The following is a 23,491-nucleotide window of genomic DNA, read 5'->3' as shown; positions in this document are numbered from 1 at the left end:
CCCTTCATGCGGATCCCGCCATCCTCCCCCATCCGGGGAGGGGGGTGGCAACCCCCGCCCCGGCGGGTTCACCTCTCGTTGGCGGAATTCAGCTCAGAGCGTCTTTCCGGTGCCCCGGCCGGGTGCCCCGGCCGGGGCACCGGTGGTCGCCGGGCCCACCAGGAGGCCCTCCCCGAAGGCGTCCACGCGGATGGTGTCGCCGTCCTTGACCTCGCCGGAGAGGATCTCCTTGGCCAGGCGGTCGCCGATGGCGGTCTGGACCAGGCGGCGCAGCGGGCGGGCGCCGTACGCCGGGTCGTTGCCCTCCTCGGCGAGCCAGGCCAGGGCCTCGGGCGTGACCTCCAGGGTGAGCCGGCGGTCGGCGAGGCGGCGGGCCAGGCGGTCGATCTGGAGCCGGGCGATCCGGGCCAGCTCGTCCTTCTCCAGGGCCGAGAAGACCACCAGGTCGTCCAGGCGGTTCAGGAACTCCGGCTTGAAGGACCTCCGGACCGTCTCCAGGACCTGCTCCTTCTTCTCCTGCGGGCTGAGCGCCGGGTCGACCAGGTACTGGCTGCCCAGGTTCGAGGTGAGGACCAGGATGGTGTTGCGGAAGTCGACGGTGCGGCCCTGGCCGTCGGTGAGGCGGCCGTCGTCGAGGACCTGGAGGAGGATGTCGAAGACCTCGGGGTGGGCCTTCTCCACCTCGTCCAGGAGGACCACGGTGTACGGGCGGCGGCGGACCGCCTCGGTCAGCTGGCCGCCCTCCTCGTAGCCGACGTAGCCGGGCGGGGCACCGACCAGCCGGGCCACGCTGTGCTTCTCGCCGTACTCGGACATGTCGATGCGGACCATCGCCCGCTCGTCGTCGAAGAGGAAGTCGGCGAGCGCCTTCGCCAGCTCCGTCTTGCCGACGCCGGTCGGGCCGAGGAAGAGGAAGGAGCCGGTGGGGCGGTCGGGGTCGGCGATGCCCGCGCGGGAGCGGCGGACGGCGTCGGAGACCGCGCGTACGGCCTCGGTCTGGCCGATCAGGCGGCGGCCCAGTTCGTCCTCCATGCGGAGCAGCTTCTGGGTCTCGCCCTCCAGCAGGCGGCCGGCCGGGATGCCGGTCCAGGCGGCGACCACGTCGGCGATGTCGTCGGAGCCGACCTCGTCCTTGACCATGGTGTCCTTGGCCGTCTCCTCCTCTGCCTCGGAGGCGGCCTCCAGCTCCTTCTCCAGCTGCGGGATCTCGCCGTACAGCAGCTTGGACGCGGTGTCGAAGTCGCCGTCGCGCTGGGCGCGTTCCGCGGTGCCGCGCAGCGCGTCGAGCTTCTCCTTCAGCTCGCCGACCCGGTTCAGGGACTGCTTCTCGCGCTCCCAGCGGGCGTTGAGGCCGCGCAGGTCCTCCTCCTTGTCGGCGAGGTCGCGGCGCAGCTTCTCCAGGCGTTCCACGGAGGCCGGGTCGGTCTCCTTCTCCAGCGCCAGCTCCTCCATCTTCAACCGGTCGACGGAACGCTGGAGTTCGTCGATCTCGACGGGGGACGAGTCGATCTCCATGCGGAGCCGGGAGGCGGCCTCGTCCACGAGGTCGATCGCCTTGTCGGGGAGGAAGCGGGAGGTGATGTAGCGGTCGGACAGGGTCGCGGCGGCGACCAGCGCCGAGTCCGCGATCTGCACCTTGTGGTGGGCCTCGTAACGGCCCTTCAGGCCGCGGAGGATGGCGATGGTGTCCTCGACGGTCGGCTCGGCGACCAGCACCTGCTGGAAGCGGCGCTCCAACGCCGGGTCCTTCTCGATGCGTTCGCGGTACTCGTCGAGGGTGGTGGCGCCGACCATGCGCAGTTCGCCGCGGGCCAGCATCGGCTTGAGCATGTTGCCCGCGTCCATGGCGGAGTCGCCGCCCGCGCCGGCGCCGACGACGGTGTGCAGCTCGTCGATGAAGGTGATGATCTGGCCGTCGGAGTCCTTGATCTCGGCGAGGACGGTCTTCAGCCGCTCCTCGAACTCGCCGCGGTACTTGGCGCCGGCGACCATGGCCCCGAGGTCCAGCGCCACCAGCCGCTTGTCCTTGAGAGACTCCGGCACATCCCCCTTCACGATCCGCTGCGCGAGCCCCTCGACCACGGCGGTCTTGCCGACGCCGGGTTCGCCGATGAGCACGGGGTTGTTCTTGGTGCGGCGGGACAGCACCTGGACGACCCGGCGGATCTCGGTGTCCCGGCCGATGACCGGGTCGAGCTTGCCGTCCCGGGCGGCGGCCGTGAAGTCCGTGCCGAACTTCTCCAGCGCCTTGTACTGGCCCTCCGGGTCGGCGGTGGTCACCCGGCGTCCGCCGCGCGCCTTCTGGAAGGCGTCGGCCAGCTTCTTCGCGGTGGCGCCCTGCCGGTCGAGCACCTCGCCGGCCGCGCCGCCCTTCGCGGCGATGCCGATGAGCAGGTGCTCGGTGGAGAGGTAGTCGTCGCCGAGGTCCTTGGCGCGTTCCCCGGCGTCGGCGATGACCGCGAGCAGTTCGCGGTTGGGCTGCGGGGGCGCGACCGTGGAGCCGGTCACGCTGGGCAGCGCGGCGATGGCCCGCTCGGCTCCCGCGCGGACGGCGGCCTGGTCGGCGTCGACCGCGGCGAGCAGGTCGGTGATGTTCTCGTTGTCCTGCCCCTGGAGCAGAGCCAGCAGCAGGTGGGCAGGGGTGAGGTCCGGGTGCCCCTCGGTCACGGCCCGGCTGCTGGCCGCGTTGATCGCGTCCCGGCTCCTGTTGGTCAGCTCGGCGTCCACGTTCGCGTTCTCCTCCTACGTCCCCATGCTGATCCCGGTACTGACTCAGCCAACGTACACAAACTTGAGTCTATTCCACTCAAGGTGCGAGCGGGAGGTCTTCCGGGGACGGGAGGGGGCGGGAGGGGAGGCAAGGCGGCGCCACCGGCGGGTTTCAGCCACCGTGACGGGTGGCCGGAAACGATGGATACCAGGAAATGTCCCCATAAAACTGCAGCGGCGTCACCGTGTTCAGGTCACGGTGACGCCGCTGCGGGGGGAAGTACCTGAGCGATCTTTTTACGACGGGGGAATCGCGTCAGGCACTGCGGGGGGTGGCCGAGATGGTCCTCACGTCCGGCACCTCCGGCTCAGCCAGCCGATGGTCCCGTTGGTCCAGGTTCACGAAAATCATTCCGTACCGCACGGCACAGCGCACGGGCTGTGGCGCACCCCGCGGCTTGCGCAGGCACCGGTACGCCCGTACGTCCTCGTCCTCGTCCCGTGTGACGACGACCGGCTCACCGAAGACGGTCACCATCAGCGAGTCACCACTGTGGGGGATGGCGGTGACCAGGTCGATGAAGTGCCAGCCGGATCGGTACGCGGTCGCCATCTCACGGCGGAAGGATCGGTCGTCGGGTGGGGTGGTCACGTCAGCTCCCGGCTCCATCGGTCACGGAATCAGTAGCGCCGACAGTCTCGGAGTTCACGGCAACCGCCGGCCAGCTGCTGTTCGCACGTACCTCACTCTTGCCGGCGGCCGAAAAACCACTGAGCACCCCGAAGGCTGCGACGGCGGACAAGGCGGCGACAAGTACCGAGCGAAGCAGTCTGTTACGCATCTTCGGCTTCGTCCTCACTTGAAGGTCCCCTTTTCCCCCGTCAGGTACGACGATGGCTCATTCGGGCACGTCATGGCCACACAATCGGTGCATCATGTTCCTGCATGTTCAGGACCCTGGGGGGTGGAGTTTTGGTAATAAACAGCTCAAATGAGACACATCCCCATGCCATGAACGAGCTGTGTACGGAGGGTAGTCGCTTGTATGCGGCCGCGCTGCGTGCGGGAGGCATCGCGCGCGCGGACGCGGAACCCGCGCCCTGCCTGGTGGACTCCGCCCTGCTGCACCCCGACCCCGACGACCCGAACCTGCTGCGGCCGGTGCCGCCGGCGATCGCCCTGGCCCAGCGCCTCAACCCGCTGGAACGCGAGATCACCGAACGCCGCCGGCTGGCCAACGACATCGCCGGCGTCTTCGAACCCTTCCTGTCCATCGGCGGCCAGTCGGCGGCGGGCGGCGGCTCCATCACGGTGCTGGAGGGCGGCGAGCGCATCAACGCCGCGCTCAACCTGGCCACGGCCCAATGCCACACGGAGATGCTGACCGTCCAGCCCAGCGACCGGATCTCCGAGGCCAGCATGTTGCGCGGGCTGGAACGCGACAGACCCCTCATCGACCGGGGCGTCCGGATCCGGACGCTGTACCAGCACACCGCCCGCTACAGCCAGGAGAAGCTGGCCTACGGGGCCCAGCTCGCCGACGGCAAGGTGGAGTACCGCTCCATAGACGAGCTGGTGGAGCGGCTGATCATCTGTGACGAGACGGTCGCCTTCATCCCCACCCGTGAGGACCAGCAGGTCGCTCTGGAGCTGCGCCACCCGGGACTGGTCCGCTACCTCATCAAGGTGTTCGAGTTCATGTGGACCCGGGCCGTGCCGCTGAGCGCCGGCGCCCCCTACGAGACGGCTCCCGACGGCATCACCGACATCCAGCACTCGATCGCGAAACTGCTCGTGGAGGGCCACGTCGACGAGGCCATCGCCCGTCGGCTCGGCATGAACGTCCGCACCTGCCGGGCCCACATCGCCAAGCTGGCCCAGGTGCTCGGCAGCGGCAGCCGTGCCCAACTCGGTTACCTGATCGCCCAGTCGGGGATCCTGGAGAACAAACTCCCCGAGGAGGGCGGCGGTCGGTGACGGCCGCACGTCATACCGCGCACGCGCACCACCCGGACGGTACCCGGTGACCCGCTGCGAGCACGGGGTCGAGGAGCTGTGCCCCACCGGCGCGAAGCTGTACGAACGGGCGCTGAGCGCCGGGTACGTGCGTGCCCGGGACGCCGCCGACGCGCCGTGCCTGACCGACTTCGGCCTCCTCCACCCGGCCCTCGACGACCTGGACCGGTTGGAGCCCGAGCCTCCCGGCGCGGCGCTGCACCGGCTGCTGCGCTCCGCCGCCGCCCGCATCGCCGACGAACGGCGGCGCGAGGAGCGGCTCGTGGAGCTGTTCGAGCGCGCTGATGAAGGTCCACGCGCCGAACCCGTCGGCCGACGGCACCCCGACGCTGCGGCTGCACGACGGCACCCGCCGCATCAACCAGGCCATCACCGATGCCATGGCCGAGGCCGGCCAGGAGGTGCTCTGCATCCAGTCGCACGCCGGTCTCACCGGCGCCCGCGGCCGGGCCGCCGCCGCGGCCGCCCGCAACCGCGACCAGGCGCTCCTCGACCGGGGCGCCCGCATCCGCGCCCTCTACCAGCACACCCTGCGCCATGTGCCGGAGGTGTACGGCGTCTTCGAGGAGGTACGGGGCGACTTCGAGGCCCGCGGCCTGGACGAACTGCCCGACCGGCTGATCGTCATCGACCGGACGGTCGCCTTCGTGCCCGCCGACCCCGAGGGCTCACTCGCCCTGGAGGTCCGGCATCCGGCGCTGCTCACGTACTTCGTCACCACCTTCGACCGGCTGTGGCGGCTGGCCACCCCCATCTACCCGGACGTGGCGTACCGCCCCACCGTCAACGGCGTCACCCCGCGCCAGCGGGCCATCGCTGCCCTCCTCGTGGAGGGCCACACCGACGCCGCCATCGCGGAACGCCTCGGCATGAACGTGCGCACCGCCCGCGACCACATCGCCAAGCTGGCCGTGACCCTCGGCAGCGAGAGCCGCGCCCAACTCGGCTATCTCATCGGACGCTCGGGGATCCTGGACCGGGAAGCCTGATCGCGGCCGGCGCCCCGCCCGCCGCGTCCGACACCCCGCTCTCCGCGTCCGGCACCCCGCTCGCCCCGCCTGGCGGCCGGTCCAGGCCCACCTGGGCGATCCGCACGCCCAGTTGGGTACGGCTGGCCGCGCCCAGCGTCTCCGAGAGACGGGCGATGTGGGCACGGCAGGTGCGGACGCTGATGCCCAGGCGTTCCGCGATCACCGCGTCCTGGTGGCCCTCGGCGAGCAGCGCCGCGATGGACTGCTCCCGGTGCGAGATGCCCTCGATGCCGGTGTCGGGCAGTGCGGCGGTGAGCGGGATCGCCAGGCGCCACAGGCGTTCGAAGACCGTGCCGAAGTACTCCACCAGGGCCGGGTGGCGCAGCTCCAGGGCCATCGTGCGGTCCGCGTTCGCGGGGATGAAGGCGACCGTGCGGTCGAAGAGGATCAGCCGGTCGATGACCTCGTCGAGGGTGCGGGCCTCCACCGCGTCGCCCATCAGCTCCAGGTAGTTGAGCAGTCCCTGGCCGTGCCGGGCGACATGGGTGTAGAGGTCGCGCATCCGTACGCCGCGGCCGCGCAGGGCGAGCGCCCGGTGCAGGCCCTCGGTCAGCTCCGACTCCCGGCGGATGCCGCCGGGCTGCACGGTGAGCACCTCGGTCGTGCAGGCCTCCGTCGCCTCGTCCATGGCCGCCTGGATCCGTGACAGCCCGTCGAGGACGCGGATCGCCGCCGTACCGTCGGCGGCGGCCGTCAGGGCCGGCAGGTGCCGCCCCAGCCCGGCGTACCACTCGAACGCCGCCACCGCCGAGCCCACGCGCCGCTGGCTGTCCGTCACCTCGTCGTAGACCCCGCGCAGCAGCCGGGTCATGACCTCCTGCGGGGAGGTCGGCACCAGCCAGGCCATGTCGTCCGGGTCAGGGTGCAGCAGCGCCAGTTCCAGCAGACAGGGCACCGCGTCGGCATCCGTGCGTGCCACCCGGCCCCGGCGCACGGCCCGGGAGTACACGCGGTCCCCGGCGGCGCACAGTCGGTCGGCTCCGTGTGGATGCTCCTCCGTCCCGTGCCCGGCCATCGCCCATTCCACCCCCGGTTTGCTGCCTCTTCCGCAGCGCAACTATGAGCGGTCCTGACCGGCTCCGCAACACGGCTCCCCTCGCACCGGGTGCCGTTATGCAGGGGTGTGCCCCGATATCCGACCGCCTCCGGGGACCCCGTTGCAACAAGATGACGGTGGTGGGCACGGGGTTCGGACGGCATCGTGGAGATCGCTTCCCACGGGTGCCCCCCGGCACCCGGCGGGGCCTCGATCCGGCTCCCCCGCTCGGGTCGAGGCCCCGGCAACGCGTCCACGGGGGTGGCGCGTTGCCGGGCTGGGCCGCTCAGGCCCGCGGCGCGCCCGACCACCTCGGCCGCGCCGCGGGCCCCTCGCCCACGCGCCGCCGCGCCGAACTCACCCGACCGTCCGACGCGGACACGGCAGGACGGCAGCGCACGACGCCCGGCCGCGGAACGCACCGGACGGCCCTCGGCGGAAGCGACGGACCGCGAGCGGCCGCACGACGCCCGGGACGCGACCCCCGTCCGCCACCTCATCGCCACAGCACCGCGCCCACTCGGCCTGCCCACCTCGGCCGCGCACGCGACCGGGCACCCGCGGCCCCCGGCGGTGCGGCGGGCCGCTCAGCCGGTCGTCCGCCGTGCGCGCGTTCGCGGGGCCGGGGTCCTTCGTGGTTCACCTGCGGCCGGTGGCGCGCGGGTTGACGGCCGCCGAACCGCGCGAGCGCGGCGGGGCTACTTGAGGCCGGCCTGGGCGCACGCCGTCTTGTACGCGGCGGTGCAGATCTGCGAGATCTTGTAGATGCCGTCCGCGACGACGGTGTCCTTGATCTTGCTCTTCGTGACGGCGTTGACCTGCACCAGCTGGGACGGGATGTTCTTCGTGGTGGGGCTGTCGACGGTGTCCTGGGTGAGCGCGTCGAACTGGATGTCCTTGCCCTGCACCTTGTAGACGGCCATCTCGGCGGCGGCCTCGGCCTCGTCCGGGTACGGCTTGTAGACGGTCATGTACTGGTCGCCGCTGAGGATCCGGTGGATGGCGTCGAGGTCCGCGTCCTGGCCGGTGATCGGCGGCATGCTGGTGACGCCGGCCGCCCTGAGGGCCTTGACGACGCCGCCCGCCATGGCGTCGTTGGCGGAGTAGACGGCGGCGATGTTGTCCTTGCCGATCGCGTCGATCGCCTTGGTGACCTCCTGCTGGGCGATCACCGGGTCCCAGTCCTTGGTGTCGTACGAGTCCGCGATCGTCACCTTGCCGGTCAGCTCGGACACGGCGCCCGTCTTGAACTGCTTGGCGTTGGGGTCGGTCAGCGAGCCGTTGATCATGACGACCTTGTCGGAGGTGTCGACGTTCGAGCCGAGGCCCTCCAGGAGGGTCCGGGCCTGCACCTCGCCGACGAGCTCGTTGTCGAAGGAGACGTAGGCGTCGATGGGACCCTCGGCGAGACGGTCGTAGGCGATGACCGGGATACCGGCGTCCTTGGCCTTCTTCACCGTGCCGGCGATGGCGTGCGAGTCGACCGAGTCCAGGATGATCACGTCGACCTTGTCGTCGATCATCTTCTGCATCTGCTTCGCCTGCGCGGAGGCGGAGGACGCGGCGTTCTCGTAGTCGACCTTGCCCTGGTTGTTCGTGAGCTCGGCGATCTTCGACTTCATGATCGGGTAGTCGAAGTTGGTGTACCGGGTGTTGATCTTGTCCGGCATCAGCACGCCCACCGTGATGTCGTTGCCCTTGGTCGGCGTCGCGGTGCTGGACGATCCCGTCGCGTTGAGCACGCCGCAACCGGCGAGCGAGAGGGTCATCGTGGACGCGGCCACGAACATGGCTATACGACGCATACGGGGGCTCACTTCAGGTGCGTTCCGGACACAGGGTCACTTGAGGGACCCAGATGTCTGAAAAGCCAACGCGTACGCCACACCTGACGTCAAGCGAAACTACTTAACGAGTGCGCAACACCACGCTCCGCTGACCCTGTGAAGACGATGCGGAACCGCCTCCAGGCGCTCTCTACGCCTCCTCCATCCAGGGGAGTTCATGGGCAGGCAAAGATCAGGACAGACGAAGGGGCCCGGAGGTGCAACCACCTCCGGGCCCCTTCGTACGCGCGTCGCGGTCAGTCCTTGGCCTTCTTCGGGCGCCACACCACCAGCGCGCTGGTCTGCTGCACCTCCTGGTACGGCACCAGGTCACGGCGGTACGAGGCGTGCACCGCCGCTTCCCGCTGCTGCATCGCGGCCGCCGCGCCGTCCACCGCCGCCTGGAGTTCGGCGACGCGCTGCTGGAGCGCGACGACCTGGTTCTCCAGTTCGATGATGCGTTTGATGCCGGCCAGGTTGATGCCCTCGTCCTGCGACAACGCCTGCACCTGGCGGAGCAGTTCGATGTCGCGGGCCGAGTAGCGGCGGCCCCGCCCGGCCGTGCGGTCCGGGGAGACCAGGCCGAGGCGGTCGTACTGGCGCAGCGTCTGCGGGTGCAGCCCGGAGAGCTGGGCCGCCACCGAGATGACGTAGACCGGGGTCTCCTCGGTCAGTTCGTAAGGTCCCCGAAAACTGTCACTGCGTCGACGGCCGTCCATCTCGTCATGCTCCCTTCGCGGCCTCGAACAGCTCGGCCCGCGGGTCCTCGCCCGCGGTCGCCTCGCGATACGCCTCCAGCGCGTCACGAGCCTTCCCCGACAGGTCCTTGGGGACACTCACCTCGACGGTGACCAGGAGGTCGCCGCGGGTGCCGTCCTTGCGGACCGCGCCCTTGCCACGGGCGCGCATGGTGCGGCCGTTGGGCGTGCCCGGGGGCAGCTTCAGGGTGACCGGCGGTCCGCCCAGGGTCGGGACCCTGACCTCGCCGCCGAGGGCCGCCTCGGTGAAGGTCACCGGGACGGTCACCGTCAGGTTGTCCTCCTTGCGGCCGAACACCGGGTGGGTGTCGACGTGCACCACGACGTAGAGGTCGCCGGCCGGGCCGCCGCGCTCGCCCGGCGCGCCCTTGCCGCGCAGCCGGATGCGCTGGCCGTCGGTCACCCCGGCGGGGATGCGGACCTGCATGGTCCGGGACGACTTGGCGCGTCCGCTGCCCTTGCAGTCGGGGCAGGGGTTCTCCGCGATCAGGCCGCGGCCCTTGCAGTCCGGGCAGGGGTCGGTGAGCGAGAAGCCGCCGCCGGATCCCCGCGCCACCTGTCCGGTGCCGACGCAGGTCGGGCACACCCGGGGGGTGCCGTTCGCGTCGCCGGTGCCCGAACAGGCCTTGCAGGGGGCCTGCGAGGACATCCGCAGCGGGACCGTGGCGCCCTCGATGGCCTCCGTGAAACTGAGCGTGACCTCGGACTCGATGTCCTGGCCCCGCCGCGGCTGGGTACGCGTGCCCGCGCCCCCGCCCCGGTTGAACAGGCCCCCCAGGACGTCACTGAAGCCGCCGCCGCCGAAGCCGCCCCCGCCCTGGGCGCCACCCCCGAAGAGGTCGCCCAGGTCGAAGTTGAAGCTGCCGCCGCCCGCGCCCGGCCCGGGGCGGAAGCCGCCGTTGCCGAAGAGGGCGCGTGCCTCGTCGTACTCCTTGCGCTTCTTGGGGTCGCCGAGGACGTCGTTCGCCTCGGAGATCTCCTTGAAGCGCTCCTCGGCCTTGGCGTTGCCCTTGTTGGCGTCCGGGTGGAACTCGCGGGCGAGCTTCCGGTACGCCTTCTTGATCTCGGCCTCGGTGGCGTCCTTGGGGACGCCGAGGACCTTGTAGTAGTCCTTCTCGATGAAGTCCTTGGTGCTCATCCCCGACGCCCCTCCTTCCAGTCGATGTCTACGACTTCGATACCTACGACGTCAGCCCTCCTCAGGGCCGTTGTCCTTCTTGTCGTCCCCGGCCGCCGGGGCCTCGTCGGCTCCTTCGGCCTTCGCCGGCGTCGCCCCGGGCTGCGGTTCGGCGACCGCCACCCGCGCGGGACGGATGGTGCGCTCCCCGATGCGATACCCGGGCTGCAGAATCGCCACGCATGTCGTCTCGGTGACGTCCGGCGCGTAACTGTGCATCAGCGCCTCGTGGATCGTCGGGTCGAAGGGCTCGCCCTCCTTGCCGAACTGCTGCAGGCCCATCTTCGCCGCGACCGTCTCCAGCGACTCGGCCACCGACTTGAAGCCGCCGACCAGCTCGCCGTGTTCCCGGGCGCGGCCGATGTCGTCGAGCACGGGCAGGAGTTCGGTCAGGAGGTTCGCGATGGCGATCTCCCGGACCGTGATCCGGTCCCGCTCCACGCGGCGGCGGTAGTTCTGGTACTCGGCCTGGAGGCGCTGGAGGTCCGCGGTGCGCTCGGAGAGCGCGGTGCGTACCTGGTCCAGCTGTGCCGTCAGACCGGCCAACTGTGCGCTTGCGTCCCCGGCCGGGGCCGCACCCTCCGCGGGAGCGGCCTTCGGCTCGGCGTCGTCGGGGGTGGCGCCGGAGGGGACGTCGGGCTTCTCCTCGAAGCCCGGGGTCTCCTCCGTCACGCGGCACCGTCCTTGCGCTCGTCGTCGACGATCTCGGCGTCCACCACGTCGTCGGCTGCGTCACCGGCGGGGGCACCGCCGGCCGCGGCACCGGCGGCCTGGGCGTCGGCGTACATGGCCTGGCCCAGCTTCTGGGAGACGGCCGCGACCTTCTCGGTGGCGGTACGGATCTCGGCGGTGTCCTCGCCCTTGAGCTTCTCCTTCAGCTCGGTGAGGGACTCCTCGACCTCCGTCTTGATCTCGCCCGGGACCTTGTCCTCGTTGTCCTTGAGGAACTTCTCGGTCTGGTAGACGAGCTGCTCGCCCTGGTTGCGGGTCTCGGCGGCCTCGCGGCGGCGGTGGTCCTCCTCCGCGTACTGCTCGGCCTCCTGGCGCATCCGGTCGACCTCGTCCTTCGGCAGCGAGGAGCCGCCGGTGACGGTCATCTTCTGCTCCTTGCCCGTGCCCAGGTCCTTCGCGGTCACGTGCATGATGCCGTTGGCGTCGATGTCGAAGGAGACCTCGATCTGCGGGACACCGCGCGGGGCCGGCGGCAGACCGGTCAGCTCGAACATGCCGAGCTTCTTGTTGTACGCCGCGATCTCGCGCTCGCCCTGGTAGACCTGGATCTGCACGGAGGGCTGGTTGTCCTCGGCGGTGGTGAAGATCTCGGACCGCTTGGTCGGGATCGTCGTGTTCCGCTCGATGAGCTTGGTCATGATGCCGCCCTTGGTCTCGATGCCGAGGGACAGCGGGGTCACGTCGAGGAGCAGGACGTCCTTGACCTCACCCTTGAGGACACCGGCCTGGAGCGAGGCGCCGATGGCGACGACCTCGTCCGGGTTCACACCCTTGTTGGCCTCCTTGCCGCCGGTCAGCTCCTTGACGAGCTCGGCGACGGCGGGCATGCGGGTGGAGCCGCCGACGAGGACGACGTGGTCGATCTCGCCGAGCTGGATGCCGGCGTCCTTGATGACGTTGTGGAACGGGGTCTTGCAGCGCTCCAGGAGGTCCGCGGTCAGCTGCTGGAACTGGGCGCGGGTGAGCTTCTCGTCGAGGTGCAGGGGGCCCTCGGCGGAGGCGGTGATGTAGGGCAGGTTGATCGAGGTCTCGGTGGAGGAGGACAGCTCGATCTTGGCCTTCTCGGCGGCCTCGCGGAGGCGCTGCAGGGCCATCTTGTCCTTGCCCAGGTCCACGCCGTGGCCGGCCGCGAACTGCTTGACCAGGTAGTCGACGACGCGCTGGTCCCAGTCGTCACCACCGAGGTGGTTGTCGCCGTTGGTGGCCTTCACCTCGACGACGCCGTCGCCGATCTCCAGGAGGGACACGTCGAAGGTGCCGCCACCGAGGTCGAAGACGAGGATCGTCTGGTCGTCCTTGTCGAGGCCGTACGCCAGCGCGGCGGCGGTCGGCTCGTTGACGATGCGCAGGACGTTCAGGCCCGCGATCTCGCCGGCCTCCTTCGTCGCCTGGCGCTCGGAGTCGTTGAAGTAGGCCGGGACGGTGATGACCGCGTCGGTCACCTTCTCGCCCAGGTAGGCCTCGGCGTCCCGCTTGAGCTTCTGCAGGATGAACGCGGAGATCTGCTGGGGGTTGAAGTCCTTCCCGTCCAGCTGGATCTTCCAGTCGGTGCCCATGTGACGCTTCACGGACCGGATGGTCCGGTCCACGTTGGTGACCGCCTGACGCTTGGCGACCTCGCCGACCAGAACCTCGCCGTTCTTCGCGAAGGCGACGACGGACGGCGTGGTCCGGGCACCCTCGGCGTTGGTGATGACGGTGGGCTCGCCGCCTTCAAGAACGCTGACGACGGAGTTAGTCGTGCCCAGGTCGATGCCGACCGCACGTGCCATGGTGATTTCCTCCAGCTGACTTGAGTGGAACGGACTCAAGTGTGCATGAAGCCGCGCCGCGGGTCAACAGACCTGAGTCGATAGGGCTCAAGTCTTATCCGTTCCTTACACGCAGGTGGCCGCTGACCTGCGTCGATTCAAGCCGTCGGGGTCCGTACACCGGCACCCGAAGGAGGAGCAGGACCACGCTGACGGTGACGCAGGCGACGCAGGTGGCGCCCGTCCGGCCGACCCAGCCGCCGTGCACGAGCACCGCGACGAGTACCCCGGCGAAGGATCCGGTCCCGAGCACCACCGTCGCGCCCTGCGGGGTGAGCCCCAGCCGCCGCAGCCGGTGCGCGAGGTGGTCGGGGCCGCGCCGCAGCACCGGCCGCCCGGCGAGCAGCCGCGACAGGACGACCACGAGGACGTCGGCGCCCGCGACGGCGGTGAGCGCGAACAGCTCCCCCGCGCCGGTGACGGGGTCGCGCCCGGTCTGGGTCAGCAGCGCCGCCGCGGCCAGCACGAACCCGGCGAACAGCGAGCCGGTGGCGCCGAGGGCGATCCGCGCGGGATGCCAGTTGTGCATCAGGAACCCGGTGAGCGCGGCGGCGAGCACGCTCAGCAGCACGGCGAGCCCGTCCATCACCTCGGCGGCGGCACAGGCGCCGGCCCCGAAGGCGGTCACCACCCCGACCGTCCCGGCCAGCCCGTCGGCGTGGTCGAGCCCCTTGAAGGCGACGGCGACGAACGCGATCCAGCCGACGCCCAGCACCCCGCCGGCGATCCCGAACTCGCCGTACGGCACCACACAGGCCGCCGCCACGGCCGTACCGAAGAGCAGGAACCGGGTCTTCAGCCGCCACACGTCGGCGACCACCCCGAGCAGCGCGACGGCTCCCCCGGCGATCAGCAGCTCCCCCACCCCGGCACCGAGGGGGGCGACCCCGCTCCAGTCGCCGGCCCCCGCGACCACGCAGGTGGCGCCGACGACGGCGAGGCCGCCCAGGGCGGGCACGGGCCGGGCCCGCCTGCGGTCGACCAGGCCGAGCCGCAGCGCGGGCGGCCGGATCAGCGCGGCGAGGACGGCGGCGAGCAGCAGGGCGGTGGTGGCAGCGGCGATCCCGTAGAGCACGGAGTCCAAATTAGACCCGAATGTAACAATCGTGTACGAATAACACGATCGGGTTGCGGGACCGGAGCACAGGCGGGCCTCAGCGATCCAGATCACTCCGCACCTGACTACAGTGCGGGTAAAGATTGCGGGTAGTCTCAGACGGACTGAATAAGTTACCGCTTAGTAATTTCGGGCACCCTCGTAGAAGAGACCCGAAGAGACCCCTCGCAGGCCCGAGGAGCCCCCATGCAACTCGCCGCGATCATCGTGTCGCTGGTTCTGATCGTGGTCGGCGTGGCGTTGTTCGCCCGCGCCGTCCTGCAGATCTACCGCTTCATGCGGCTCGGTCAGAACGTGCCCGCCGGCACCCGTACCGACGAACCCGTCCAGCGGACCGTCACGGTGGTCCGGGAGTTCCTCGGGCACACCCGGATGAACCGCTGGGGCATCGTCGGCGTAGCGCACTGGTTCGTCGCGGTCGGCTTCTTCTCGCTGCTGCTGACCATCGTCAACGCCATCGGCCAGCTCTTCCAGGCCGACTGGATCCTGCCGGTCATCGGCGACTGGGCGCCGTACAACGTCTTCGTCGAGTTCATCGGCACCATGACGGTCCTCGGCATCCTCGTGCTGATCGCGATCCGCCAGCTGAGCAAGCCGAACCGGCCGGGCCGCAAGTCCCGCTTCGCCGGTTCCAACTTCGGCCAGGCGTACTTCGTCGAGACGGTCATCCTGATCGTCGGCGTCTGCATCTTCACGCTGCACGCCCTGGAGGGCGCCCAGCACCACGTGGACTCCTACGAGGCGTCGTTCTTCATCTCCTACCCGGTGGTCTCCTGGTTCCGGGGCATGGACGTCTCCACGCTCCAGAACCTCACCTACTTCTTCGCCGGCCTGAAGATCGCCACCTCGTTCATCTGGATGATCGTGGTCGCCCTGAAGACCGACATGGGCGTCGCCTGGCACCGCTTCCTCGCCTTCCCGAACATCTGGTTCAAGCGGAACGCGACGGGTGAGACCTCGCTGGGCGCGCTGCTCCCGATGACCTCCGGCGGCAAGCCGATCGACTTCACCGACCCCGGTGAGGACGACGTCTTCGGTGTCTCCCAGGTGGAGCAGTTCTCCTGGAAGGGCCTGCTCGACTTCTCGACCTGCACCGAGTGCGGCCGCTGCCAGTCGCAGTGCCCGGCCTGGAACACCGGCAAGCCGCTCTCCCCCAAGCTGCTGATCATGTCCCTGCGGGACAACGCGCACGCCAAGGCGCCGTACCTGCTGGCCGGCGGCGGCAAGACCGCCGAGGGCGAGGAGAAGGGCTCCGAGGAGCAGCTCGCCCAGGTGCCCGCCGCGGCTCTCGCCGAGGCCGAGCGGCCGCTGATCGGCACCGCCGAGGAGAACGGCGTCATCGACCCGGACGTCCTGTGGTCCTGCACCACCTGCGGCGCCTGCGTCGAGCAGTGCCCCGTCGACATCGAGCACGTCGACCACATCGTCGACATGCGCCGCTACCAGGTCATGATCGAGTCCGCGTTCCCGTCCGAGGCGGGCACGATGCTCAAGAACCTGGAGAAGAAGGGCAACCCCTGGGGCCTGGCGAAGAAGCAGCGCCTGGAGTGGCTCAAGGAGGTCGACTTCGAGGTCCCGGTCGTCGGCAAGGACATCGAGGACCTCACCGAGGTCGAGTACCTGTACTGGGTCGGCTGCGCGGGCTCCCTCGAGGACCGCGCCAAGAAGACCACCAAGGCCTTCGCGGAACTCCTCCACATCGCGGGCGTCAAGTTCGCGATCATGGGCGGCGACGAGAAGTGCACCGGCGACTCCGCCCGCCGCCTCGGCAACGAGCCCCTGTTCCAGGAGCTCGGCATGGAGAACGTGATGGCCCTGAACACGGCGTTCGGCGAGGAGCTGGACGACGAGGGCAAGGTCACCGCGGAGTCGAGGAAGCCGAAGTCGGCCAAGAAGATCGTCGCCACCTGCCCGCACTGCCTCAACACGCTCGGCAACGAGTACCCGCAGCTCGGCGGCGACTACGAGGTCATCCACCACACCCAGCTGCTCCAGCACCTGGTGGACGAGGGCAAGCTGGTCCCGGTCACCCCGGTCGAGGGCATCATCACCTACCACGACCCCTGCTACCTGGGCCGCCACAACAAGATCTACACGCCCCCGCGCGAGATCATCGGCAAGGTCCCCGGTCTGCGCAACGAGGAGATGCACCGGCACAAGGAGCGCGGCTTCTGCTGCGGCGCCGGTGGTGCGCGGATGTGGATGGAGGAGCGGATCGGCAAGCGCATCAACAACGAGCGCGTCGACGAGGCCCTGTCGGTGAACCCCGACATCGTCTCCACCGCCTGCCCCTTCTGCCTCGTGATGCTCACCGACTCCGTCAACGGCAAGAAGAACGACGGCAAGGCCAAGGAGTCCATCCAGGTCGTGGACGTGGCCCAGCTGCTCCTCGACTCGGTCCGCACGCCGGTGGACCCGGCGGGCGAGGCCGAGCCGGAGAACGCCCCGGAGCCCGAGCCGGTGAAGTAACCCGGGCACACCCGTAACCGCCCCCCAGGCCCTGTCCGGGCCTGGGGGGCGCCGTCGTTCCCGCAGCAGGCGTGCGCCGCGGCCGGCTGCCCGGGGTCGGCGTGCGCCGCGGCCGAGGCGTGCGGGACCGGCGTGCGCCGCGGCCGGCGTGTGCGGGGCCAGCACATGCGCGGCTGGCGTGGTGGGGTCGGCGCATGCGTGGCCGGCGTGTGGCGGTGCGCGGCGGGCACGCGGTCGCTGCGGGGGAGTCGGGGGCCACCCGGTCGGACGCGTCGGCGACCCGTACGGCCTGCCTCTGGTCGCGTGCGGGGGCCGGTGCGGTTCGGCTGGAGGAGGACCGGATCGACCTGGAGGTACGGGTGACGGACGACGACGCGCACGAGGACGCCGCGGCGAAACGGTCCGACGTGCAGGAACTGCGGGCACGGCTGGCGGCCCTGGAACAGGAGCGTGCTCGGCCCCGGCACCGCGTCAGGTCCGCCCTCGGCGCCGTGCTCATCGTCCTCGGCTGTCTGCTCGCCCCGCTCTCCGTGCTCGCCGCGTGGGCGGCCGACCAGGTGGCGGACACCAACCGCTACGTGGCCACGGTCGCCCCGCTCGCCTCGAACCCCGCGGTGCAGAACGCCGTGGCGAACCGGGCCACCGACGCGCTCATGAGCCACCTCGACCTGCCCGCCCTGCTCGCGGACGTGACCCCCGCCGACCGGCCCCGGTTGCAGCAGGCGCTGGGCGGCCGGCTGGGCGACGCCCTGGAGAGCGCGGTCCGCAGCTTCGTCCACGACCAGGCCCTCAGGATCGCCGGGTCCGACGCGTTCCGGACCGTGTGGATCGACGCCAACCGCCGGGTCCACAGCTCCCTCGACAAGGCGCTCACCGGCAGCGGCGGCGGCGCGGTGCAGCTGACGAACGACTCGGTCACCCTGGACATCGGCCCCCTCGTGGACCGGGTCAAGCAGCGCCTGATCGACTCCGGGCTGTCGGTCGCCCAGCACATCCCGTCCGTGCACACCGACTTCACCCTCGTCAGGTCCGACCAGGTGGGCAAGGTCAAGACCTACGTACGGCTGCTGCAACTCGCCGGGAACTGGCTGCCGGTGCTGGCCGTCCTGCTGGTCGCGGCCGGCGTACTGCTCTCGGTGCGAAAGCGCCGGGCACTGGTGGCGGGCTGTCTGGGCGTCGCCGTCGCCACCGGGTTCCTCGGCATCGCCCTGCGGGTGTTCCGCGTGTTCTACCTCGACCGGCTGCCCGCCGGGGTGTCGCCGGGCGCGGCGGCGGCCGTCTACGACGCGCTGGTGCACTTCCTTCAGACCACCGTGCGGATGGTGATCGCCCTGGCCGTCGTGGTCGCCCTGGCCGCCTGGCTCAGCGGTCCGGGACGGCACGCCGGGCTGGTGCGGCGGCTGTGGACCTCCGGGATCCTCGCGGTACGGAGCACCGCGGACCACGCGGGGCTGCGCACCGGTCCCGTCGGCCCCTTCGTACGCCGGTACCGCACCTGGATCACCTGGCTGCTGGTGGCCGTGTCGCTGCTGGTCTACCTGCTGTGGCCGTACCCGACGGGCTGGGTGGTGGTCGGCATCGCGCTGTGCCTGCTGTTCGCACTCGCCGTCGTGGAGTTCCTGGCGGCGGTGCCCCCGCCCCAGCCCCCGCCCGCCGAGCGGACCCCGGCCCGGTCACCCGCCTGAGCCGCTGCCCGGCTCAGGTGAGACCGATGGCGGCGCAGGCGGCCGCGTACTTCGCGGTGCAGATCTCCTTGACGGAGTAGACGCCGTCCGCGACGACCGTGTCCTTGATGTTGTCCCTGGTGAGGGAGACCACCGGGACGAGCGTCGCGGGAACGGCCTTCTCGGTCGGGCTGTCGACCTTGTCCTGGGTCAGCGCGTCGTACTGGATGTCCTTGCCCTGCACCTTGTACACCGCCATCTGCGCGGCGTCGGTGGCCTCGTCCAGGAACGACTTGTACACCGTCATGTACTGCTCGCCGGCGACCACGCGCTGCACCGCGTCCAGGTTCGCGTCCTGTCCGGTGACCGGCGGGACCTTGGTGGCGCCCGCCTGCTTCAGGGCGTCGATGACGGCGCCGGCCATGCCGTCGTTGGCGGAGTAGACCGCGGCGATGTTGCCGAGGCCGACCGCGCGGATCGCCTTCCTCATGTTCGCCTCGGCCACCGCGGGCGACCACTTGGCGGTGTCGTACTCCTCGGCGATCCGCACCTTGCCCTTGAGCTCGCTGAGCGCGCCCGCCTTGAACCGCGCCGTGTTCGGGTCCGCCGGGTCGCCGTTCATCATGACGATCTCGCTGGTGGCGGCCCTGCTGCCGAGCGCCTCGACGATGGCGCGGGCCTGGACCTCGCCGACGAGTTCGTTGTCGTGCGAGACGTACGCGTCGATCGGGCCCTGGGCGAGCCGGTCGTAGGCGATGACGGGGATACCGGCGTCCTTGGCCTTGCGGACGTCCGGTGCGATGGCCTTGGCGTCCAGCGCGTCCACCACGATGATGTCGACCTTCTTGGCCACCATCTCCTGGAACTGCCGGCTCTGCCGGTCCTGGCTGGCCCCGGCGTTGGCGTAGTCGACCTTGCCCCTGCCGTGCGTGAGGGCGGCCACCTCCTTCGCGAAGATGGGGTGGTCGAAGGCCTCGAAGCGGGCCGTGTCCTTGTCGGGCAGGAGCAGCCCCACCGTGATGTCGTCGCCCTTCGCCGCGGACGCGGAGTCGCCGCCCCCGCCGATGTCGTCGACGGCACCGCACGCGGTGAGCAGGAGAGCGGACGCGGAGGCGGCCAGGACGGGCGCGATACGGGACAAAAGGGTCCTGCGCAGGATGGGAGAGCTCACCTCGGGCACCTTCCGCCTCACGGCACGTCAAGAGGTATGGACGATAACGTGGTTGAGGGATGGCCGTGAGGGAGAGACTGCGCGCTTTCTGTGCACGGTGTGTGCCCGCCCCGTGCCCGGGCGGGCCCCCTCCGCCCGAAATGCCTGACGGCACAGGAACGGGGCATGCTTACAGTTGCAGGGAGGGTGCTTCGGCCAGCAGGCACCGCAGTGTGCCGCCGCCCGTGCGCAGACCCGGCTGCGGGGTTCCGTGCGGGTGCCGACAGTTCAGGAGACCCCGTCAGTGACCGACCATCCGCACGCACCCGACCGGCCCTCCGTCGACGAGCGCAACCGGCGGCTGGCCCGAGCCGGTGTCGCCCGCGCCGAGGAACTCCTCGTGAAGCGCTACCCGATCCGCACCCGGGAGCAGGCCTTCGACCTGCTGCGCCGCGCCTCGCAGAAGTTCAACGTCAAGCTCCACACCCTCGCCGACGTCGCGGTCCGGCTGCCCGCCCCGGCGGCCGGCGCCCCCAGCTGGGTGCCGCACCGCCCACAGGGCGCCGCACCCGCGCTGCCCGCCCTGCGCTCCTCGGGGCCGGAGCGGCTCACCGGCCACGGCGCGGTCCTCAAGGCCGCCCTGCGTCACACCCTGCACATCACCGACGCCCCCATGGGCAATGTGCAGCTCGTCGAGAACGGCATGCTGCGCCTGGAGGAGCACACCGGACTGAACCGGCGGTTCACCGAGTACTTCGCCTTCGTCGAGGACTCCACGACGGCCTGCGCCCAGGCCGCCGAGGAACGTCGCCAGGTCACCGTCAAGGACGTCGCCGTCTCCGACATCTTCGACGAGCCGTCCCGGGAGACGATCCTCCAGGCGGGCAGCCGGGCCTGCCACAGCATTCCGCTGGTCAGCCCCAGGGGCCGGGTGATGGGCATGATCTCCACGCATCACGACAAGCCGCTCAGCGACTTCAGCGTGGCCCAGCTGGCCGCCCTGCACCACGTCGGCAGCCAGGTCGGCCGCTGGCTGCTGTGGCACCGCAACACCGCGGTCCTCGGCGCCCTGAACGCCCTGCACGCCGACGCCACCCGCGGGGGCTGACGGTCCCCCGCGAATCGGGTCGGATCCGAGGTGTGGATCCGGCCCCCTCGGGCACTCCGGCGTCAAGGGCTCGCTTGGGGACGCAGGCGAGAGCCGTCGGCCCACCGGGCGGGCGGCTGTGTGTCCGCCGCGCCCCCTGGACCGAGGCCCGTCGGACACACCCCGGTCCACCACGGTTCCGCTGTGCACAGTTCGCATCACCTCGGCGACGCTGGGTACGCACAGGGGCATGAGGATGAGTGTGGTCGACGCGGGCTCCAACACGGTGCGGCTGGTGGTCAGCGACGCCACGGGCGGGGTGCCGTTGCCGGTGTACACCGCCAAGTGGAAGCTGCGGTTGTCCGAACAAGTGGGCCCGGACGGTCACTTCGGCGAGCGGGCCACGGAGCAGTTGGTCAGGGCGCTGCGCCGGGCGACGGAGATCGCGGCACGATGGGGTGCGCCGGAGCCGCTGGCGTTCGCGACGGCGGTGGTGCGCAACGCTCCGGACCGTACGGCGGTGCTGCGGGCGGTGGCCCAGGACACCGGGGTACGGCTGTGTGTGCTGCCCGGTGAGATGGAGGCGGAGCTGACCTTCCTGGGGGTACGGCGCTGGATGGGCTGGCGGGCCGGACCGCTGGCGGTCTTCGACATCGGGGGCGGTTCCTTCGAGGTGGCCTTCGGGCGGGGCCGGATGCCGGAGTTCGCGGTGTCCCTGCCGCTCGGCGCGGGCCGGCTCACCGACGAGTTCCTCGGCCACGACGGATGCCCGTCGGACGAGGAGCTGCAGGCACTGCGCCGCCGGGTGCGCCATCAGCTGCGGGACGCCACCGCCCGGATCCGCTGGGAGCACCCGCACACCGCCGTCGCCACCTCCCGCACCTTCCAGCAGCTGGCCCGGCTGTGCGGGGCCGCGCCGGGCCGCCGGGGACCGTTCGCCGAGCGGGTCGTGCGCCGGGGCGAGCTGCGCGGGGCCATCGACCGGCTGGCCGCCCTCCCGGCGGCCGAACGCCACACCCTGCCGGGCATCTCCGCGCCGCGGGCCCGGCAGAGTCTCGCGGGGGCGGTCGTCGGGCACACCGCGATGAAACTCAGCGGGGTGAAGGCGGTGACGATCTGCCCCTGGGCCCTGCGCGAGGGCATCCTGCTGCGCTACCTGGAGGACGGCGCCGACTGGTGGTCCGACATCGAGCGCGCCCACCAGGAACCCCGTCCCCACCCCACTCCGCAGCCGGCCGTCACTCCTCTGCCCGCACGCCCGACAACCCGGACGTCGGCCCGCTGACACGCGCCGCCGAGGGGGTCACCGGCGCCGGGGGGTCACTGGGTGGAGAGGAGGTTTTCCCGGAGGTGGGTGAGGGTGCGGGTGAGCAGGCGGGAGACGTGCATCTGGGACACTCCCAGGCGCTCCCCGATCTGGGCCTGCGTGAGTTCCTCCACGAACCGCATGTGGATGATCTGCCGGTCCCGTTCGTCGAGGGCGGCGATCAGCGGGGCCAGCGAGTGGAAGTCCTCCACCAGCTCCAGGGCCGCGTCCTCGGTGCCGATGAAGTCCTGCAGCACCGCCTCCCCGTCCGTGCTGCCGCCGATGGTGGCGTCCAGGGAGGAGGAGTTGTAGCCGTTGGCGGCGAGGCGGGCCTCCCGCACCTCGTCCTCGGGCAGGCTCATCAGTTCGGCCAGTTCCCGGTCGGTGGGCAGCCGGCCCAGGCGGCTCTGCAGTTCCTCGGTGGCCCTGGCGAGCTGCACCCGGGCCTCCTGGAGGCGGCGCGGCACGTGCACGGCCCAGGTGGTGTCACGGAAGAACCGCTTGATCTCACCGACGATGTAGGGGATGGCGAAGGAGGTGAACTCCGCCTCCCGGGACAGCTCGAACCGGTCGATCGCCTTGATCAGGCCGATCATGCCGACCTGGACGATGTCCTCCATCTCCTCCGGCCCACGGCTGCGGAACCGGCCCGCGGCGTACCGGACGAGGGACATGTTCATCTCGATGAGCGTGCCGCGGGCGTACTGGTACTCGGGCGTGCCTTCCTCCAGCACGGCAAGCCGCTCGAAGAACAGCCGTGACAGCTGACGGGCGTCCCGCGGGGCCACCTGGGACGGGTCGGCCACCTCCGGAAGCACACTGGTCCGCGTGGCCTCTGTCTTCGTGCTCATGGACGCCATGCCGTTCCCCTCCCGAGTCCGTTCCCTGCTCCCTGCGCGGACGCCGCCTATGGCAGTCGGCGTCGCCGCGCGTGTACCCCCTCATCTTCTCCCTACACCGCCGAGTTCGCGAGGTTCCTTCTGCACACCTCGCGCAATACGGGGCAGACGAGACAGACACCCGTTCGGCCGAGGGGAAGGAGGAGACGGTGACGGAAGGACCGGAACAGGAATCAGGGACCGGGTCGAGGCCGGCGCGGTCGTCGTTGAGGGCTGTGGGATGGGCACGCTCGCTGCCCGCGAGCAGCGGGGTGCGAACGGCGAGGGAGTGGACGCGCGGCCATCTGGCCACCCTCGGCTGGACCCGGACCGCCCCCGACCTGGTGGACTCGGTACTGCTGACCGTCTCCGAACTGGTCACCAACGCCCACGTCCACGCCCACAGCGCGGCACAGCTGATCCTGGTCTGGGACGAGGAGTGCCTGCACGTGACCGTGCACGACACGTCCCCGCACCTGCCCGAGCAGCGCCGCCCCGACGACGAGGCGCAGGGCGGCCGCGGCATGCTCCTGGTCGACGCCCTCGCCGACACCTGGCAGGCCCAGCGCTGCCCACGCGGCAAGGACGTCATCGCCTGCTTCCGTCCTCCGTCCGGCGCCACGGTCGGCTAGATGATCTATTCCAAGGGGTCAGTGATCGTAGGCGATCAGTGAGCGGTGGATCGGTTGTCCGGTCTGGTCGTTGTGCCAGATGGCGGCCGTG

The 23,491-nt window shown here is 70.7% G+C and carries 17 protein-coding genes and 1 pseudogene; 7 read left to right on the top strand and 11 right to left on the bottom strand.

Features of this window, described 5'->3' with window-relative positions:
• Positions 1-93: 93 nt before the first annotated feature.
• Together clpB and ACZ3KP_RS32700 are read right to left on the bottom strand one after the other, a co-directional pair.
• A complete protein-coding gene (clpB, locus tag ACZ3KP_RS32705; RefSeq protein WP_467503892.1) occupies positions 94-2,727 on the bottom strand; it encodes an ATP-dependent chaperone ClpB in 2,634 nt (877 codons plus the stop codon).
• A gap of 298 nt (positions 2,728-3,025) precedes the next feature.
• Positions 3,026-3,322: a Rieske (2Fe-2S) protein gene (locus ACZ3KP_RS32700; RefSeq protein ID WP_046730465.1), complete on the bottom strand. Its 297-nt coding sequence runs from the start codon at positions 3,320-3,322 to the stop codon at positions 3,026-3,028.
• A 333-nt stretch (positions 3,323-3,655) separates the two neighbouring features.
• On the opposite strand from ACZ3KP_RS32700, the gene ACZ3KP_RS32695 reads away from it, so the two are divergent.
• The gene (locus ACZ3KP_RS32695) at positions 3,656-4,687 is read left to right on the top strand and encodes a helix-turn-helix transcriptional regulator (protein ID WP_467503890.1); all 1,032 of its coding nucleotides are present in this window, start codon (positions 3,656-3,658) and stop codon (positions 4,685-4,687) included.
• 46 nt (positions 4,688-4,733) lie between these two features.
• Positions 4,734-5,715, top strand: a pseudogene (locus tag ACZ3KP_RS32690) (helix-turn-helix transcriptional regulator).
• Here the strand turns inward: ACZ3KP_RS32690 and ACZ3KP_RS32685 are convergent.
• From ACZ3KP_RS32685 to ACZ3KP_RS32655, 7 genes are all read right to left on the bottom strand, one after another.
• Positions 5,678-6,772: a helix-turn-helix transcriptional regulator gene (locus ACZ3KP_RS32685; protein ID WP_467503888.1), complete on the bottom strand. Its 1,095-nt coding sequence runs from the start codon at positions 6,770-6,772 to the stop codon at positions 5,678-5,680. The pseudogene ACZ3KP_RS32690 and the gene ACZ3KP_RS32685 sit on opposite strands and share 38 nt — an antisense overlap.
• 719 nt (positions 6,773-7,491) lie before the next feature.
• The gene (locus ACZ3KP_RS32680) at positions 7,492-8,598 is read right to left on the bottom strand and encodes a sugar ABC transporter substrate-binding protein (protein ID WP_467503886.1); all 1,107 of its coding nucleotides are present in this window, start codon (positions 8,596-8,598) and stop codon (positions 7,492-7,494) included.
• 278 nt (positions 8,599-8,876) lie between these two features.
• The gene (locus tag ACZ3KP_RS32675) at positions 8,877-9,338 is read right to left on the bottom strand and encodes a heat shock protein transcriptional repressor HspR (protein ID WP_358979040.1); all 462 of its coding nucleotides are present in this window, start codon (positions 9,336-9,338) and stop codon (positions 8,877-8,879) included.
• 4 nt (positions 9,339-9,342) lie between these two features.
• Positions 9,343-10,515, bottom strand: coding sequence for a molecular chaperone DnaJ (gene dnaJ / locus ACZ3KP_RS32670; RefSeq protein ID WP_360563136.1), 1,173 nt, complete (start codon positions 10,513-10,515; stop codon positions 9,343-9,345).
• Positions 10,516-10,566: 51 nt separating this feature from the next.
• A complete protein-coding gene (gene grpE, locus ACZ3KP_RS32665; protein ID WP_132889608.1) occupies positions 10,567-11,226 on the bottom strand; it encodes a nucleotide exchange factor GrpE in 660 nt (219 codons plus the stop codon).
• Positions 11,223-13,058, bottom strand: a complete 1,836-nt coding sequence (dnaK, locus tag ACZ3KP_RS32660; RefSeq protein WP_358979045.1) for a molecular chaperone DnaK — start codon at positions 13,056-13,058, stop codon at positions 11,223-11,225. Before dnaK ends, grpE begins: the two co-directional genes overlap by 4 nt.
• A 94-nt stretch (positions 13,059-13,152) precedes the next feature.
• A complete protein-coding gene (locus tag ACZ3KP_RS32655) occupies positions 13,153-14,172 on the bottom strand; it encodes an MraY family glycosyltransferase (RefSeq protein WP_132889610.1) in 1,020 nt (339 codons plus the stop codon).
• Positions 14,173-14,400: 228 nt separating this feature from the next.
• Between ACZ3KP_RS32655 and ACZ3KP_RS32650 the strand changes: the two genes are divergently transcribed.
• Both ACZ3KP_RS32650 and ACZ3KP_RS32645 read left to right on the top strand, forming a co-directional pair.
• Positions 14,401-16,683, top strand: coding sequence for a heterodisulfide reductase-related iron-sulfur binding cluster (locus ACZ3KP_RS32650; RefSeq protein ID WP_467503882.1), 2,283 nt, complete (start codon positions 14,401-14,403; stop codon positions 16,681-16,683).
• A gap of 194 nt (positions 16,684-16,877) precedes the next feature.
• The gene (locus ACZ3KP_RS32645; protein ID WP_467503880.1) at positions 16,878-18,368 is read left to right on the top strand and encodes a hypothetical protein; all 1,491 of its coding nucleotides are present in this window, start codon (positions 16,878-16,880) and stop codon (positions 18,366-18,368) included.
• Between the two features lie 13 nt (positions 18,369-18,381).
• Here the strand turns inward: ACZ3KP_RS32645 and ACZ3KP_RS32640 are convergent, their stop codons facing one another.
• Positions 18,382-19,518, bottom strand: a complete 1,137-nt coding sequence (locus tag ACZ3KP_RS32640) for a sugar ABC transporter substrate-binding protein (RefSeq protein ID WP_467503878.1) — start codon at positions 19,516-19,518, stop codon at positions 18,382-18,384.
• 283 nt (positions 19,519-19,801) lie between these two features.
• On the opposite strand from ACZ3KP_RS32640, the gene ACZ3KP_RS32635 reads away from it, so the two are divergent.
• Positions 19,802-20,605: a GAF and ANTAR domain-containing protein gene (locus tag ACZ3KP_RS32635; RefSeq protein WP_467503876.1), complete on the top strand. Its 804-nt coding sequence runs from the start codon at positions 19,802-19,804 to the stop codon at positions 20,603-20,605.
• Between the two features lie 229 nt (positions 20,606-20,834).
• Positions 20,835-21,869, top strand: coding sequence for a Ppx/GppA family phosphatase (locus ACZ3KP_RS32630; RefSeq protein ID WP_467503875.1), 1,035 nt, complete (start codon positions 20,835-20,837; stop codon positions 21,867-21,869).
• 35 nt (positions 21,870-21,904) lie between these two features.
• Here the strand turns inward: ACZ3KP_RS32630 and ACZ3KP_RS32625 are convergent, their stop codons facing one another.
• Positions 21,905-22,750 (bottom strand): RNA polymerase sigma factor SigF, encoded by an 846-nt coding sequence (locus tag ACZ3KP_RS32625; RefSeq protein WP_467503874.1) that lies wholly within the window; start codon positions 22,748-22,750, stop codon positions 21,905-21,907.
• A gap of 290 nt (positions 22,751-23,040) precedes the next feature.
• On the opposite strand from ACZ3KP_RS32625, the gene ACZ3KP_RS32620 reads away from it, so the two are divergent.
• The gene (locus ACZ3KP_RS32620; protein WP_467503872.1) at positions 23,041-23,400 is read left to right on the top strand and encodes an ATP-binding protein; all 360 of its coding nucleotides are present in this window, start codon (positions 23,041-23,043) and stop codon (positions 23,398-23,400) included.
• The last annotated feature ends 91 nt before the right edge of the window (positions 23,401-23,491 follow it).

This window comes from Streptomyces sp. NPDC020958 (genome assembly GCF_055562175.1).
This window is presented reverse-complemented; position numbering and strand designations above follow the sequence as displayed.